The 14,634-nt window shown below is 40.3% G+C and carries 17 protein-coding genes and 1 pseudogene; 15 read left to right on the top strand and 3 right to left on the bottom strand.

The genetic code is table 11. From position 1 onward, the window contains the following. The first annotated feature begins 43 nt into the window (after positions 1–43). The 10 genes from MBEAL2_RS24200 (at position 44) to MBEAL2_RS24160 (ending at position 8,483) form a co-directional block, all read left to right on the top strand. On the top strand, positions 44–805 hold the full coding sequence (locus MBEAL2_RS24200) for an SDR family NAD(P)-dependent oxidoreductase (RefSeq protein WP_201780856.1): 762 nt from the start codon (positions 44–46) through the stop codon (positions 803–805). Between the two features lie 31 nt (positions 806–836). After that, on the top strand, positions 837–1,028 hold the full coding sequence (locus MBEAL2_RS24195; protein ID WP_047154800.1) for a hypothetical protein: 192 nt from the start codon (positions 837–839) through the stop codon (positions 1,026–1,028). Next, complete coding sequence (locus tag MBEAL2_RS34120) at positions 962–1,096, top strand: EutQ-related cupin domain-containing protein (protein WP_082130151.1); 135 nt, start codon at positions 962–964, stop codon at positions 1,094–1,096. Before MBEAL2_RS24195 ends, MBEAL2_RS34120 begins: the two co-directional genes overlap by 67 nt. A gap of 157 nt (positions 1,097–1,253) precedes the next feature. Next, complete coding sequence (locus tag MBEAL2_RS24190; protein WP_201780855.1) at positions 1,254–2,420, top strand: branched-chain amino acid ABC transporter substrate-binding protein; 1,167 nt, start codon at positions 1,254–1,256, stop codon at positions 2,418–2,420. Between the two features lie 99 nt (positions 2,421–2,519). After that, entirely contained in the window at positions 2,520–3,419 is a 900-nt protein-coding gene (locus MBEAL2_RS24185; protein WP_201780854.1) for a branched-chain amino acid ABC transporter permease, read from the top strand. 12 nt (positions 3,420–3,431) lie between these two features. Next, the gene (locus MBEAL2_RS24180; protein ID WP_047154799.1) at positions 3,432–4,445 is read left to right on the top strand and encodes a branched-chain amino acid ABC transporter permease; all 1,014 of its coding nucleotides are present in this window, start codon (positions 3,432–3,434) and stop codon (positions 4,443–4,445) included. After that, positions 4,442–5,206, top strand: a complete 765-nt coding sequence (locus MBEAL2_RS24175) for an ABC transporter ATP-binding protein (RefSeq protein ID WP_201780853.1) — start codon at positions 4,442–4,444, stop codon at positions 5,204–5,206. Before MBEAL2_RS24180 ends, MBEAL2_RS24175 begins: the two co-directional genes overlap by 4 nt. Before the next feature lie 2 nt (positions 5,207–5,208). After that, positions 5,209–5,916: an ABC transporter ATP-binding protein gene (locus MBEAL2_RS24170; RefSeq protein ID WP_047154798.1), complete on the top strand. Its 708-nt coding sequence runs from the start codon at positions 5,209–5,211 to the stop codon at positions 5,914–5,916. 44 nt (positions 5,917–5,960) lie between these two features. After that, the gene (locus tag MBEAL2_RS24165; RefSeq protein WP_047154797.1) at positions 5,961–7,640 is read left to right on the top strand and encodes a 2-oxoacid:acceptor oxidoreductase family protein; all 1,680 of its coding nucleotides are present in this window, start codon (positions 5,961–5,963) and stop codon (positions 7,638–7,640) included. A 15-nt stretch (positions 7,641–7,655) separates the two neighbouring features. Beyond that, positions 7,656–8,483, top strand: coding sequence for a thiamine pyrophosphate-dependent enzyme (locus MBEAL2_RS24160; RefSeq protein WP_047154796.1), 828 nt, complete (start codon positions 7,656–7,658; stop codon positions 8,481–8,483). 373 nt (positions 8,484–8,856) lie between these two features. On the opposite strand, the gene MBEAL2_RS24155 is transcribed toward MBEAL2_RS24160, so the two are convergent. Continuing rightward, positions 8,857–9,063, bottom strand: coding sequence for a hypothetical protein (locus tag MBEAL2_RS24155; RefSeq protein ID WP_047154795.1), 207 nt, complete (start codon positions 9,061–9,063; stop codon positions 8,857–8,859). Beyond that, positions 9,064–10,224, bottom strand: coding sequence for a DUF4062 domain-containing protein (locus tag MBEAL2_RS24150; protein WP_269082518.1), 1,161 nt, complete (start codon positions 10,222–10,224; stop codon positions 9,064–9,066). It abuts the gene before it with no gap. A 340-nt stretch (positions 10,225–10,564) separates the two neighbouring features. Here MBEAL2_RS24150 and MBEAL2_RS33230 point away from each other — a divergent pair. The 5 genes and pseudogenes from MBEAL2_RS33230 to MBEAL2_RS24125 form a co-directional block, all read left to right on the top strand. Further along, a pseudogene (locus tag MBEAL2_RS33230) lies at positions 10,565–10,789 on the top strand (insertion element protein); the annotation flags it as partial. A 93-nt stretch (positions 10,790–10,882) separates the two neighbouring features. Continuing rightward, positions 10,883–11,515 (top strand): YdeI/OmpD-associated family protein, encoded by a 633-nt coding sequence (locus MBEAL2_RS24140; protein WP_047154792.1) that lies wholly within the window; start codon positions 10,883–10,885, stop codon positions 11,513–11,515. Positions 11,516–11,818: 303 nt separating this feature from the next. Then, positions 11,819–12,016, top strand: coding sequence for a hypothetical protein (locus MBEAL2_RS24135; RefSeq protein ID WP_047154791.1), 198 nt, complete (start codon positions 11,819–11,821; stop codon positions 12,014–12,016). A 172-nt stretch (positions 12,017–12,188) separates the two neighbouring features. Continuing rightward, a complete protein-coding gene (locus tag MBEAL2_RS30630; protein ID WP_082130147.1) occupies positions 12,189–12,857 on the top strand; it encodes a DUF421 domain-containing protein in 669 nt (222 codons plus the stop codon). 383 nt (positions 12,858–13,240) lie between these two features. Beyond that, positions 13,241–13,576: a GNAT family N-acetyltransferase gene (locus MBEAL2_RS24125; RefSeq protein WP_082130146.1), complete on the top strand. Its 336-nt coding sequence runs from the start codon at positions 13,241–13,243 to the stop codon at positions 13,574–13,576. 265 nt (positions 13,577–13,841) lie between these two features. Here the strand turns inward: MBEAL2_RS24125 and MBEAL2_RS24120 are convergent. Further along, on the bottom strand, positions 13,842–14,634 hold a 793-nt coding region (locus tag MBEAL2_RS24120; RefSeq protein WP_047154790.1), incomplete at its 5' end, for an ATP-binding protein.

Raw genomic sequence — 14,634 nt, 5'->3', positions numbered from 1 at the left:
TTGTAAACAAAATTAACTGAATATTTAATAAGGAGTGATTATTTTGAAAATATTAAACAAAGTTTGTATAGTTACAGGTTCAAGTATGGGAATTGGGGAAGCTATTGCAACGTTATATGCTGAAAATGGTGCCCATGTGGTCGTAAACTCTCGCAAATTAGAGCGTGCTCAAGAAGTTGCTAATCGACTTGTGGAGCGTGGATTGTCAGCGATTGCGGTAGAGGCGGATACATCGGTAAAAGCTGATGTAGAACGCCTAGTAGAAACTGCGGTTGATAAGTGGGGAAAGCTAGATGTAATGGTAAATAATGCTGGTATTTCAATGGTTCGTCCTTCCGTCGAATTAAGTGAAGAAGACTGGAGAAGAGCGATTGATGTAAATTTGACTGGCGTATTTTTTTGCTCGCAAGCGGCTGCGAAACATATGATTCCACAAAAAAGTGGCTCCATTATACAAATCGGCTCGATTCTTGGACGTGTTGGCCTTCCGCTGAGAGCTGCTTACTGTAGTTCAAAACACGGTTTGATTGGTTTAAATAAAGCCCTCGCAACGGAGTGGGCGGAGCATAAAATCAGAGCCAATGTCATTGATCCGGGGTATATTGCAACCGTTATGGATGTACACGACCAGCAGTCAGGCGGGTATGGCGATGAAGATATTTTACGGCGCACCCCGCTTGGAAGGTATGGTACACCCGAGGAAATCGCAAACCTGGCTTTGTTCCTTGCATCAGATGACTCTAGTTATATAACGGGAACACAAATTGATGTAGATGGCGGATGGGTTGCTTATGGCGGATGGTAATGATACCTGCGAGTGAAAGGAGGGGAAATAGATGGCGCTTCACCACTTTAAAAAGAACGAGCTCACTTTTGAAACGTTGGAAGGGACGATCGGTCCCGGTAAAGCTTCCATAAGCAGAATCATTGGAACGGATCATTCAACTACAATGGGAGGGGGATTTTACGGCTTACGAATTGTAGTTTCCCCTGGACTGTTCGCTATGATGAAGTCGTTTATGTCCTGAGTGGTGAGATACAAATCATTTCAGATAGAAAAACCTTAACAGGCCGTGAGGGAGATACCTTTTTCTAACGAAAGATACTCCTCTTACATACCACTCTGACACTGCAGCTGCCGTTTTCTATTCCTTGTTTCCTGTTAATTGGAGCGACTCCAATATGAATTCAATTGTAAATGCAGCGCTTGAACAATCATAATAACTGCTCTGTAGAGAATGAGGGGGATAATGATGAAAATTTCTAAAATGCTAGCAGCTGCAGCGGCAACATTATTACTTGGAATATCCATTACAGGTTGTGGAAATACAAATCAGGCGGAACAAACATCTGCAGGGAAATCGCAGACGTCCGGCTCAACGATAAAAATCGGTGTTCCGGCACCATTGTCGGGGACGAATGCTAAGATGGGCGAGGACATTGTCCAGGCTGCGAAAATTGCTGCCACTCAGATCAATGACAAGGGAGGGGTACTAGGCAAGAAAATCGAGATCGTATCCATAGATGATGCCTGTGATGCCCAGGTAGCAACACAAGCAGCGAATAAGCTTGTCACTTCAAATGTTGCTGCAGTCGTTGGTCATTACTGCTCGAGTGCAACCCTTCCTGCAACTACGGTATACAACGATCAAGGAATTCCTTTTATTGCCGCTGCATCAAGTAACCCCAAGATTACTGAACAAGGGTTTGAAAACGTATTTAGAATGGTAGGTCGTGATGACCAACAAAGTAAATTTGTTTCCGAGTATCTTATCAACAAACAAAAGAAGAAGAAAATAGCTATCCTGCACGATAACACGACATACGCAAAGGGATTAGCAGATGAAACGAAAAGCAGTGTGGAAAAACTAGGCGGGGAAGTTGTGTTTTTTGACGCCATCACGCCCGGTGAGAAAGACTTTTCTGTAACCTTAAGTAAGCTTAAACCATTACAGCCGGACGCGATTTATTGGACCGGTTACTATGCTGAAGGTGGACTTCTAATAAAACAGGCAAAAGATTTAGGAATCAACACATTGTTTATGGTTGGAGATTCAAATAATGACCCTACATTGATTAAAATTGCTGGACCTGCTGCAGAAGGTGTTATTGTAGATTCCGTACCTACACCGGAGTTTTTACCGGGTGCGAAAGACTTTGTTTCTAAGTACAAAGAAACGTACAGTAAGGACCCGGGACCATACACAACGTTTACGTATGACGGAGTAAATGCTGTTGCAGAGGCTATAAAACAAGCGAATTCGACGGACAGTAAGGCTGTTGTTGCTGCTTTGCATAACCTGAACGGCTATTCTGGGGTTACGGGGAATGTCAAGTTTGATGAGAAAGGGGATCGAACTGACCTTCTCTATATTACAACGAAAGTGAAAGATGGGAAGTTTGTTAGTGCGGAAAACTAATCATTACTTTAACGTATCCGAATCGATGGTTACCCGGAGAGGGCAATTCCCGGGTAACCTAAATGAAATCTATATACCAAGCAACAGGAGGTGCTTTAGTTGGAAGTGCTAATGCAGCAATTAATCAATGGTCTTACGATCGGTAATTTTTATGCCTTGCTTGCTCTAGGGTACACGATGGTTTTTGGGATTATGCGTTTGATTAATTTTGCTCACGGTGATGTTTACATGGTAGGTTCATTTTTGGGCCTTAGTATTCTTGGGTTAGTTGGTACAATAAGCACGCCTGGTGTTGGAACTTTCGTGATGGCTATGCTTGCCTCCATGTTGATTACAGGTCTAATCGGCATGTTAATTAACCGTGTCGCCTATGTACCTTTGTTAAATGCACCACGCCTCTCTATTATGATTTCTGCACTCGCTGTCTCTCTTCTGCTTGAAAATCTCGTTATGGTTTCTTACGGACCAAGTTTCCAGGTTTACCCCCATCTGTTTAATGGTAACGGATTACCTATTAGTATTGTAAAAGTCTCCTATACACAAATTGGTATGGTTTTCATCAGCATTATTTTGATGATTGCACTACAGCTATTCATCAAGAAAACATTTGTAGGAAAAGCTATGCGTGCAGTCTCACTCGATCAGGATGCAGCTCAGTTAATGGGAATAAATGTACGTGGAATTGTTGCTCTTACATTTTTTATCGGTTCGGCATTGGCTAGTGCTGCAGGTGTTATGATGGGTGGATACTATGGCCAGATTAGTTTTATGATGGGATTCCTGATGGGACTTAAAGCCTTTACTGCAGCTGTATTAGGTGGGATCGGGAATATTCCCGGTGCGGTTCTCGGGGGATTTTTGCTCGGTATTCTAGAAACGCTTGGAGGCGGCTACTTTTCTCCAGCATGGAAAGATGTTTTCGCTTTTGGGATTTTAATCCTGGTACTTGTTTTTAAGCCCACTGGCCTCCTAGGAGAGCCACAAGCCGAAAAAATGTAGGTGGTGCTTACTATGGGGAAAAAACGATCGATTCCATTAAAACGTGGATCTCTATTCTATCTTATCCTGGCCGCATGCTCCGCCATACTGCCACTCGTGTATCCGAATCCCTATGTTATTGATGTAATGACGGGGATCTTTATCTATTCAATGCTTGGTATCGGATTAAATATTGTTGTAGGCTACTGCGGCCTTCTTGATCTTGGATATGCGGCTTTCTATGCTGCTGGTGCCTATACAACCGCGTTATTAATGGTGAATTTTCATGTTTCATTTTGGATTTCATTACTTGCCGGGGGTATTGTTTCCGGAATTTTAGGTCTCATTATCGGCGCACCAACATTAAGACTTCGCAGTGATTATCTTGCTATCGTCACATTAGGTTTTGGTGAAATTATTCGAATTGCTGCAACAAATATGAGTTGGACCGGGGGGCCAAACGGAATTTATGCCATACCTAAACCATGGTTTGGGGCAGAGAAACTAAACACAAACACGGAGCTTTACTACCTGGGTCTAGTGCTCCTCATTATCATTTTAGTTGGAGCTAGCAGATTAGGTAAATCAAGAATTGGAAGAGCATGGATGTTTATAAGAGAAGATGAATCGGCAGCCCAGGCTATAGGAGTAAACCTTGTTCAGTATAAACTGCTTGCCTATTTACTTGGCGCGGTTTGCGGAGGTTTTGCCGGCGCTTTTTATGCAGTGAAGATGTCTGTTATTAACCCTGAAAGTTTTACCTTTATGCAGTCGGTAAATATTTTGATGGTTGTTATTTTAGGAGGAATGGGCCGGAATGCAGGTGTTTTACTTGGGGCTCTCATTCTAGTAGCATTGCCGGAACTTCTGCGTTCTTTTGATGAATGGCGTATGGTTATTTATGCAGTCGGACTTCTTTTGCTGATGGTATTCCGGCCGCAAGGACTGTTAGGGATAAAATCGCTGCAACAAAAGAATAAAACAAAGGAGGATAAGGACGGAGCAGCAGATTTGGAAAATACTCAGGAAAGGAAAGTGGTAGTTTGAGCGTATTGCTTTCAGCTCAAGGGTTAGGAGTCAGATTCGGTGGTCTTAATGCTGTATCTAATCTTAGCTTTGAAGTAAACGAGGGGAAAATTCTATCAATCATCGGTCCGAACGGTGCCGGAAAAAGTACGGTGTTCAACTGTTTAACAGGGTTTGTTCGTCCGAGTTCTGGTACTGTCCTTATGAAAGGCAAGCCTATCCATGGTTTTTCTCCTAACCGAATCGTACAAAAAGGCATCGCGCGCACATTCCAAACGATTCGTTTGTTTAAGGGCTTAACGGTAGAGCAAAATGTAATGTCAGGACTTCATATACGGACAAATACGAGTGTTTTCTCTGCTCTTTTTCACCCGCCTAAATACAGAAGAGAGGAAGAACTGGTAAAGGAAGAAGTTTCTAGGATCCTGAAGTTTGTTGGGTTAGAGGAAAAAGCAGATAACCGGGCAGCCGATTTATCGTATGGGGAACAGCGTAAATTAGAAATTGCAAGAGCACTGGCTACTCAACCTGATATTCTTCTTTTAGATGAACCAGCAGCCGGCATGAATCATAGTGAAAAAAATAATCTAAGAGAATTAATTTACGCAATAAGGGATAGCGGGACGACGATTGTCATTATTGAACATGATATGCAGCTCATTATGGATATATCAGACTGGATTATCGTACTCCACTATGGAGAACTGCTTGTTGAAGGACTTCCTGAAGACATAAAAAAGGATCAGCGCGTTATTGAATCTTACTTAGGTGAAGAGGGATAAAAATGTCGATGGTATTTGAAATCCAGGATGTTTCAGTTGCCTATGGAAAAGTTCCTGCGTTGAATAATGTATCCTTACATGTCAAGCAGGGAGAAACAGTAGCATTATTAGGTGTTAATGGGGCTGGCAAATCCACTACGTTACGTACCATTTCAGGCCTTATAAAGCCTAAGAGTGGAACGATTCATTTTTACGGTGAACCTATTCATAAAATGAATGCTCACAAAATTGTTGAAAAAGGGCTGATTCATGTACCGGAAGGACGCCGTGTTTTTTCTACCATGTCTGTAGAGGAAAACCTTCAGTTGGGAAGCTACAGTGCAAGAGCAACCATCCAAGAGCGATTTAATCTCGTATATGAATTGTTTCCCCGGTTATATGAACGTAGAAAACAGTTAGCCGGAACGCTTTCAGGGGGAGAACAGCAGATGCTGGCAATGGGAAGAGCACTGATGAGTAAACCTAAACTCCTTCTGCTTGATGAGCCATCCATGGGTCTTGCCCCGATTGTTGTTCACACGATATTCGATACAATAAAGAAAATTAATGAGAGCGGAACGACAATCCTCTTAGTGGAACAAAATGCGCGGGCAGCACTGCGTTTGGCAAAACGGGCCTATGTGTTGGAACTAGGCAAAATTGTACGTGAAGATATAACGGAAAATTTGCTCAATGACAAAGTTATCGAGAAAATTTACCTTGGAGGATAACAAATAAAAAAGGAAGTTATTACGGATTGAAGGAGGAGATTTGAGTGAAAGTTGTTGCCTTATTTGGGTTAACTGGACAGGGAATTGAGACTGCAGGTGAAATTTTATCAGCCATTTTGCAAGAACAAGGACGTGCTTTTCGGACGTGGAGAGATTTCTCCACCATCATCCGGGGAGGCTACACTTCGTATGAAATTTATCTAACTGAAGAAAAGGAAGAAATTCCCCCGCCACGCCTACAGACAGTAGATCTTGCTGTTGTCTGGGATGATGAAGGGGCAGCGCGTTATCTGCCTAGACTTAGGGATAATGATTTATTATTTGGGCCTTCCGAAAGTAAATTGGTGCCAATAGAGAACCAGGAAAAGAGCCCAAAACTTGGGTTTAATGTTTGGGCTCTAGGGATTGCAGCCGGATATATTGGTCTACCTTATGAACAGGTACGCAAGGCGTTGGAATCCCGATTCTCCGATAAATCGAACCTTCTCCTACTAGATAATGGCTATAAAAGGGGAGGTACAAAGAACAACGGTTCGATTATAAATAAGTCTGATGTAGAATACGTTACCCTGTCTGGAAACGATGCATTGAGTTTGTCGGCTGTGTCGGGTGGTGTTCGCCACTACTTCGGATATCCAATAACACCTGCCTCTGAAATATTAGAATACCTTTCAAAATGGCTGCCATCGCTTGGCGGACGGGCTTATCAAGTGGAGGATGAAATTGCAGCCATCCATGCCGCGGTCGGTGCAAGCTTTGCGGGGAAGAGAACTTTTGTCGCAACAAGCGGACCTGGATTGTCTTTAATGACGGAAGGAATGAGTTATATTGGCGCCACAGAAATTCCTCTTGTTATTGTTGACAACCAGCGTGGAGGCCCATCCACTGGAATGCCAACTAAAACAGAGCAGAGCGACCTTTTCCATCTTTATTATTCTGGTCATGGTGAGTTTTCTCGAATCTTACTTACTCCGACAGGTGTACTGGATTGCCTGTTAGTCATGCAAGAGGCCCTTAATCTTGCAGATTATTATCAGTGCCCTGTTATTATTGCCTTAGATCTTGACCTCGCATTGCGAAGGATTTCAGTTCCTTGGTATTTAGTAGAGGATTCTCTTCGCAGTGTAGCTATTGACAGAGGACCAACGCTCATCGAATCCCCTCCATTACAGGAATATAAACGATATGAATCTATCGAGGGGCAGCCACCCATACGTACAACTCCCGGAATAAAAGGAGGAGCGTATGTAGCTAGTGGGGATGAACATGACGAGAGAGGATGGATGGAACCGGATTTTCAAAAAGTACGACATACCCTTCACCAGAGACGTTTGCATAAGGCTGATCAGATTGATTACAACCGTCCGTTTACAGTTGTAGGAAATCCTAAGGCCACAACTGCAATCATAGGAACCGGTTCATTAGGAGAACTTATTGAGGCTATTGTGCGGCGAAACCCAGAAGAATTTTGTGGGATTTTATTGCGCCAGTTATGTCCCCTTCCAGAATATGAACTTTCCGAAATTCTGAGTGGAGTAGGTAAAATCGTTGTAGCGGAATACAATGCACGAGGACAAATCCGTTTTTTCCTTGAACCAGTGCTTAAAGATAAGAATGCTTCTTCGCTTCTTCGTTTTGACGGAGAGCATTATACCTTGGAAGAGTTTGAAACTGCCATAAGGGATTCTGTTAATAATATAACAACAACAGTCTTTATTGATTAGAGGAGGCGAATAGAAATGGAAGCTTCGTTAACATTAAAAGATTATTCGAACGGGAATAAACCTACGTGGTGCCCTGGCTGTGGTGATTTCACCGTATTAAACGGGATTCAGCGTGCGCTTCTTAACCTGGCAATCCCACCAGAGGATACTGTGCTTGTATCTGGTATCGGATGCAGTGGAAAAATATCTCATTATTTTGGTGGATACTCTATTCACTCAACGCACGGGCGTGCACTGGCGATAGGTCAGGGGGTTAAGGGAGCCTGTCCGGACTTAACCGTCCTTGTTGCAGGAGGGGATGGAGATGGATATGGAATCGGTGTAGGGCACCTTGTGCATGCAGCAAGACGTAACTTACCTATTACATACATTGTTATGGACAATGGAGTGTATGGGAATACGAAAGGACAGACATCCCCTACGAGTCCTATTGGATATGAGTCATCTACAACACCCTTAGGAAATCATGACGTTCCAATCAACCCTTTACTCCTGGCGTGGTCTTCTGGTGCCAGCTTCATTGCCCAGGGCTTTTCAGGTGATATCAAACACCTTACCCATTTAATAATGGAGGGGATTCAGCACGACGGTTTCTCTTTAATTAACGTTTTTAGCCCATGTGTGGTTTTTAATAAAGCTCAAGGTTACGATTTTTATCGTGAAAAAACAACATATCAAGATTCACCAGCAGCCACACCGCATGATTATATTCGAATGCTTAATGAATCTCCTATGCCTCTAGGTATCCTTTGGAAAACGCATTCGGAAAATTCGGAACTGAAAAATCGGAAAACGTTCGATGATAGCCAGCTTTATTCATTCTTACACTCTACACTAAAATAGCTGCTTAATGAATATGAAGTTTATATACCAATTAGAGAGTGGAAGTGAAAGTCCGGTGTTTTGAGTTTGAGAGGCTGTCTCAAAAGTCATGAGACAGCCTCTTTTATATTTTAACAAATTATAGTTTAAAAATACTGCGTATATAAAAATAAAAATCTACATATACACTTTACATATCACCCATAGTAAGAAAAATACCAGTAGAAATATAAATAGAAAGTGAGATGGCATTTGCCTTTTTTAATAAGTACCCTGTGCAGAAAGGTTACTTATTAATCGGAAACATTCGAGGAATGCAACAATGGTTTCAGGTGTTATTTTTAGTTCTATAGCAAAAAGCAGTCCGTGCTATTCACGGACTGCTGCTTATTGTTTATCGATTCAGTTGTTCTACACGTTCAATAATCATTTCACTGTTTGCTCTTAGTGCCCGAATTCTCTCGCGGTAGGAGGATCTGCTATTTTTGGAGGGAACCGCATATACCAGAGAGGGCTTATCACTTTTTGTCAGGGAGTGAGCGTTAATCGTTTTACCGTCCACAACCGCATACACTTCACCTGCTGTCACTTTGTTTGACATTTATATCCCTCCTAAAACAAATTCTAAAAAATCAAATAAAATTTCATTTGCTCCTTGGCTCATTATACCATAGCTTACCCAATCGTGGTGAGTTTTAAATTGCTCATTATTCCAATTAGGTGCAGGAAAATGACAGGAAACAATATATTCACCAACTCTTTTGGTTAGGTAAAACATATTTTTCTCCTCTGAATAAAAAACAAGCTCTGTACCGGCATCGTTCTTGTATGTTTGAACCACATATGACCAGTCATCACTAATATGATATAATTTTGGAGCATCGGAAACGTCTCCAACCGGAGGGAAGGCAGGTGCAAATGTATCCTGGTTGTGTTCAAAAATACAAATGGCTGTGCAGCTTTTAAATTCACCAATGGGTAAACTAACATACCCGCCTTCATTCCTGAGTATTTTTCCGCCGCTGAATGCTTGCAAAATCTTCGTAAAAAACCTTGCTTCACTTTTAATACCGGCAATGCGAAGCATTGGCATAAGATCATAAAAAACGTCAGCAAATACAGAAAGAGAAGCGCTGGTTTCTGCATCTTCTTTTATCTTTGCTTTGCTTGGAACAAGAGAGACACCCTGGTACAGCAAATCACTAAAAACAAGTTTCCAGTCAACGCTTACACCTGTTGAAAACTGGTGTACATAGGTTTCATCTTGTTGAACAATTTTATACAAAAGAATCCATACATAAGGGTCTGTTTCTTTTAGAGCTTGTGGGGCCTTTTTCTTTCTAGATTGAGCAGTTAATTCAGAAAGAATTTCTTGATCTGTTGGAGAATTGTTGTATTTTTCATTATAACTTTTAATAAAATCATTTATGATATGACGGGCATGAGCAAAATATGCTTGATTTGTAAGCTCCTCCACAAAAATCTTAATCAGTTTGTTTTTCTCTACAGCCTTTAAAAACTCCATGTGTGTAATCGTTCGAGTTGCTCCCGATAAAAAAGAACCGGCTTGATTATGTATGATTAGAAAATAAATATCTGATTGCTCAACCATATCCAAACAAACTTGAACGCTTGATTGTCCATGAATGCCACCGAATTGGTCAATATTCTCCCACATGACCGGTTCATGGCCCAGCTCTTTAATAGTATCATGAAGGTCTTTCCGCATTCTAACGAGAGACGCCTGTGCAACCGAACTGATAAAAACCTTAGTCTTTTGAGACAGGGTTCTCCCCCCTTTTTTGTTTCTCTTTTAATGAACAGATTATACCATATTTGTCCATGCAATCCCAGTGCGCAGTCTGTCTTATTCACATCCGCCCCTTTTTATGCATAAATACATAGTTTACATTGATTTTGAATATATTTTGATACTTTTAAAGAAAAATGCTATGTTCATTGTTTTAATGAAGATACTAAAAGAATATACAATTGAGAAAACTTATTTTATTGTGTTAACGGAAATTATCGGTTCAATAAGGGAGAGATAAGCAGCAACATATGTACATAAAGAAAGGGGAGGAGGTATACTAATAACGGGTTCCGTTTTGGAACGTCCATTGATGACTGCTCGTGGAGATGGCAAGAGCTACATCTACGCAAACTTCAATCCAAAGTATGCTCAGTATGCTCTTACTATTTTGAGAACCTATTACAACTTTTGTTTCGAAGTTCGTGGTTGGAACAAGTCCAAGGCAACGCCCGCACAACACCTTGGAATTACCGACCGCAAATTTGATCTAAAAGATATCATCTATTTCAGATGATACATGCAGGCAACGAACCTTTTATTGAACAAACGGACAGGTTAATCCAATAAGAAATCGTTCGATGAAGGTGTGAAAGAGGGGTGTACCTTGATGACAAACAAAAGAATGAATCCTAAGGTTGATGCATATTTCACTGAGGGTTGCATGCGTTGCCCTCTGGGAGGGACTCCTAACTGTAAAGTCCATAATTGGCAGGAAGAATTGAAGAAACTGAGAATGATCCTTCTTGACTGTGGACTGACTGAAGAATTGAAGTGGTCTCAACCTTGTTACACACATCAGAAACGAAACATAGTTTTAATGAGTGCATTTAAAGAATACTGTGCGATTAACTTTATCAAAGGTTCCTTATTAAAGGATGCCAATGGTATTCTAATCAAACCTGGAGAGAATACGCAGGTAGGGCGTCAGATTCGGTTCACCAATGTTCGAGATATAGTTGAGATGGAACCCATCTTGAAAGCATATATTTATGAAGCCATTGAAGTGGAGAAATCTGGTGTAAAACCAAATATTAAAAAGAATCCAGAACCAATTCCTGAAGAACTTCAAAAGAAATTAGATGAAATACCTGCCTTGAAAACTGCTTTTGAGGCATTGACGCCAGGACGGCAAAGAGCATACATTCTTTATTTTTCAGCACCCAAACAATCAAAAACTCGGGAGTCAAGAATAGAAAAATGTATGCAGCAAATTCTCAATGAAAAGGGATTAAATGATTAGTATAATATTCTGCTTGAACTAACGGGGGTTTAGCGGCAGAAGTCAGTAAAATTCAAATAGCGTACCAATTGGTACACTATTTTCATCTTATTTCGAATGTCAATCTCTTGTGAATAAGGTGTTAAATTTGCTTGTGAATTCCGATGGAAATTGGCTTTTTGTCCTCCAAAACGGAACCCGTTAGGTATACTAATCCCCTCTTATTATATTCAAAACCATTAAGATTGGATTTGCTATTCCTTTTGTTTAACTAACGAACAGCCTTGTTTGATACTATAAAACAAAGGGAGTAAGCGATAACCGATGAATCAATCAAACGCAATTCATAGTACCATGCATGAAAGGGTGGCTATCATTAAAGTGATTGGGAGCCAGCCCTCTAAAGAGGAAATCACGATGTTACTACAAGCATGCTTGAAAGCCTTGGGAGTAGAAGCAACCGGTGACATGAAGGTAGATGCACAGACCATCGTCTCAATGGATAGTTCAATAAAGGAATGAGGTTTTTAATATATTTGCTTTATCTTAAATTAAAGCTATAAAAGGCAATAAATATTGTTTTTAACTAAGAACCCTTACTTGCTAAGGCGTAAATTTTTGTTCTTACATCGTTCCTTAACTAACCACATATTCCGTATAGAATTTACGAATAATAACAAAAAAGTTAAAGGGAATGAAAAAGTTGAAGGATTTATTCGCACAATTACCATCGGTGAGGGGTTTATTAGCGCAACTACCCTCTTTGCCCTATCCTTTAAAGGCGTTGTTAATTTTAACTTCTGGAGTTATTCTTCTTCGTATCGCAGGAAAGAGGGCACTTTCAGAAATGACAGTAGCGGAAGCGGTCATGAGGATTGCGATCGGTACGATACTCATCCAGCCTTTAGCAATGAAAAAGGAATGGGAAGCCCTTTATGGAGGAACCTTGCTTGTAATAGGAATTGTATTATCGATGAAGGTAATGCAATGGTTTCCAAAAGCAAGGGAGTTTATTGTTGGAATACCATCGGTACTCATTAAAGATGGGAAGATAATGTTTGAAGAGCTTAAAAAAGCTCGATTAACAACGGACGAGTTAGAAATTGCACTTCGCCAAAGTAAGATAGGAAGTATTGCAGATGTCGAATTGTGCCTATTAGAGTCCAGTGGTAAATACTCGGTTACACTAAAGCCAAACAAAGCACCTGCGACCAAAGAGGACATCCAAAAAATTTTAGATATCTTAGCTCAAAACGGGATTACTTCCTCTTCGAAAAATCAGTCAGGTGGGAAAACAGCGTCATTATTTAAAGAAGCTTATCATGAGGCGAAAAATGAGAACTTTAAACCTGAGAAGCATTAGCTCTAGAAACATGAGTATATATTACTGGCTTTTTTATAAGTATGGTGATAATCACGATTTATAAAGCAGTGTTATTCGACGGGAATCGTTAGTGAAATAACGCTGTTTCGGCAGCCTTTTTTATTTTACTAACAGATATATCGTGAGGAAAATTGAAAACTGAACCTAGCTAACTCTTATGGACCCCCACTCAGTTCCAGAGACCGAGGGGTGCCCCAAAAAATTATGGAATTGAACCCGGTTAGCTAGGTGTGTACGGTATCACATAAACTTTCGGACCGGGTGGGAACCCAAAAATACTCTACAATTGAACCTACCTAGCTTGATATGTAGTACCCACTCAAACTTATGGACCGTGTATGGTATTTCTGAATATTTTATAAATTGCTGAGATAGATGGAGAAATTGTAGGAAACTTGACGTTTAGAGTAGGTAAACGTTCCAGAAATTCACATGTTGGAGAATTTGGTATTAGTGTTTTAAAAAAGTATTTGGGAATGACAATAGGAAATAAAATGATTGAATATTTATTAGCATGGTCAAGAACGACAGGGGATGTAAGAAAAATAAATCTCAAAGTACGTGAAGATAATATTCGTGCCATTACTCTTTATAAAAAATTAGGTTTCAAAGAAGAAGGTGTTTTGAGCAGGGAGTTTCTCATAGAAGAGGGATTTTTTAATGCCATTTTTATGGGAATATGCATCGATCCTTCATGAGAAAATCTAATAATTCCGATCGTGAAAAGAGAATGACTGATAGTAATAAAAACACCATGTTATTCGATTATCGGGAATCTATAGTTGAATAAAAACAATAATATTAAACCAAGATGCATCAAAAGAAGAAATTGCCCGTGGTGATTATACAGAGGTTACGACAGCTGAATTTGACGAATATGATGCATCCAGAGCAGATAAATAGAAAGAACCCCGCCACCTGATAGGTAGCGGGGATTTTTGTGTTACATTAAAAAACATTAGCCTAAGCTGGTTGGTTCTCCTTCAAAAAATTTTCAGTGATAGCAGGAAGGATGATAGAAAAACTGGTTCCTTTTCCTTTTTCGCTTTCTACCTCAATCTTCCCCTTTTTCATTTCAATAATTCGATAACAAACCATAAGACCAAGTCCTGTTCCTTTTTCCTTTGTCGAATAAAATGGAGTCCCTAAACGTTTTACCTGTTCCTCATCCATACCGACTCCATTATCAACAATTTTAATGACGATATTTTCATCTCTTTTTTCTGTGCCAATTTCTACTTTGCCGTTACCAGATGATGCTTCAATTCCATTTTTAATAAGGTTCACTAGGCATTGTGTAAGCCTACCTGGATTCGCTTTAATAAACATGAAGGGCTGCGAGGTTGTTTGAATTTCTACATTATGTAACGCTGCATATGGAGAAAGAATTGAAAGGACATGTTCAATATGAGTACAGACATCTATTATTTCTTTTTCTTCCATTTCGGGTTTGGCAAATGAAAGGTACTCAGTAATAACTCCCTGAGCCCGATCCATCTCTGAAATTGCCATATGGATATAACTTTGGGTTTTTTCATCCTTGACTTGTTCCTTTACCAATTGCATAAACCCTCGACTTGCCGTCATGGGATTTCGAATTTCATGGGCAATGGAAGCCGTTAGTTCCCCTACCACGTTCATTTTTTCAACTCGCTGGATTTCTACTCGAATTTTCGAATTTTCGATCGATTTCTCCATTAGATAAATCACTAAGCATATCGTTACTATGTTTATTAAATAATATGCAAAAAAGAAA

Source organism: Aneurinibacillus tyrosinisolvens, from assembly GCF_001015055.1.
GTDB lineage: Bacteria > Bacillota > Bacilli > Aneurinibacillales > Aneurinibacillaceae > Aneurinibacillus_A > Aneurinibacillus_A tyrosinisolvens.
Note: the sequence above shows the minus strand (reverse complement) of the source record. Positions and strands in the feature narration are given on the sequence as shown.

Coding starts and splice junctions, on each gene's coding strand:
- MBEAL2_RS24195 (WP_047154800.1), top strand. CDS start 837: ATGGCGCTTCACCACTTTAAAAAGAACGAGCTCACTTTTGAAACGTTG.
- MBEAL2_RS24190 (WP_201780855.1), top strand. CDS start 1,254: ATGAAAATTTCTAAAATGCTAGCAGCTGCAGCGGCAACATTATTACTT.
- MBEAL2_RS24180 (WP_047154799.1), top strand. CDS start 3,432: ATGGGGAAAAAACGATCGATTCCATTAAAACGTGGATCTCTATTCTAT.
- MBEAL2_RS24170 (WP_047154798.1), top strand. CDS start 5,209: ATGTCGATGGTATTTGAAATCCAGGATGTTTCAGTTGCCTATGGAAAA.
- MBEAL2_RS24160 (WP_047154796.1), top strand. CDS start 7,656: ATGGAAGCTTCGTTAACATTAAAAGATTATTCGAACGGGAATAAACCT.
- MBEAL2_RS24155 (WP_047154795.1), bottom strand. CDS start 9,063: ATGTCAAACAAAGTGACAGCAGGTGAAGTGTATGCGGTTGTGGACGGT.
- MBEAL2_RS24140 (WP_047154792.1), top strand. CDS start 10,883: ATGACAAACAAAAGAATGAATCCTAAGGTTGATGCATATTTCACTGAG.
- MBEAL2_RS24135 (WP_047154791.1), top strand. CDS start 11,819: ATGAATCAATCAAACGCAATTCATAGTACCATGCATGAAAGGGTGGCT.
- MBEAL2_RS30630 (WP_082130147.1), top strand. CDS start 12,189: ATGAAAAAGTTGAAGGATTTATTCGCACAATTACCATCGGTGAGGGGT.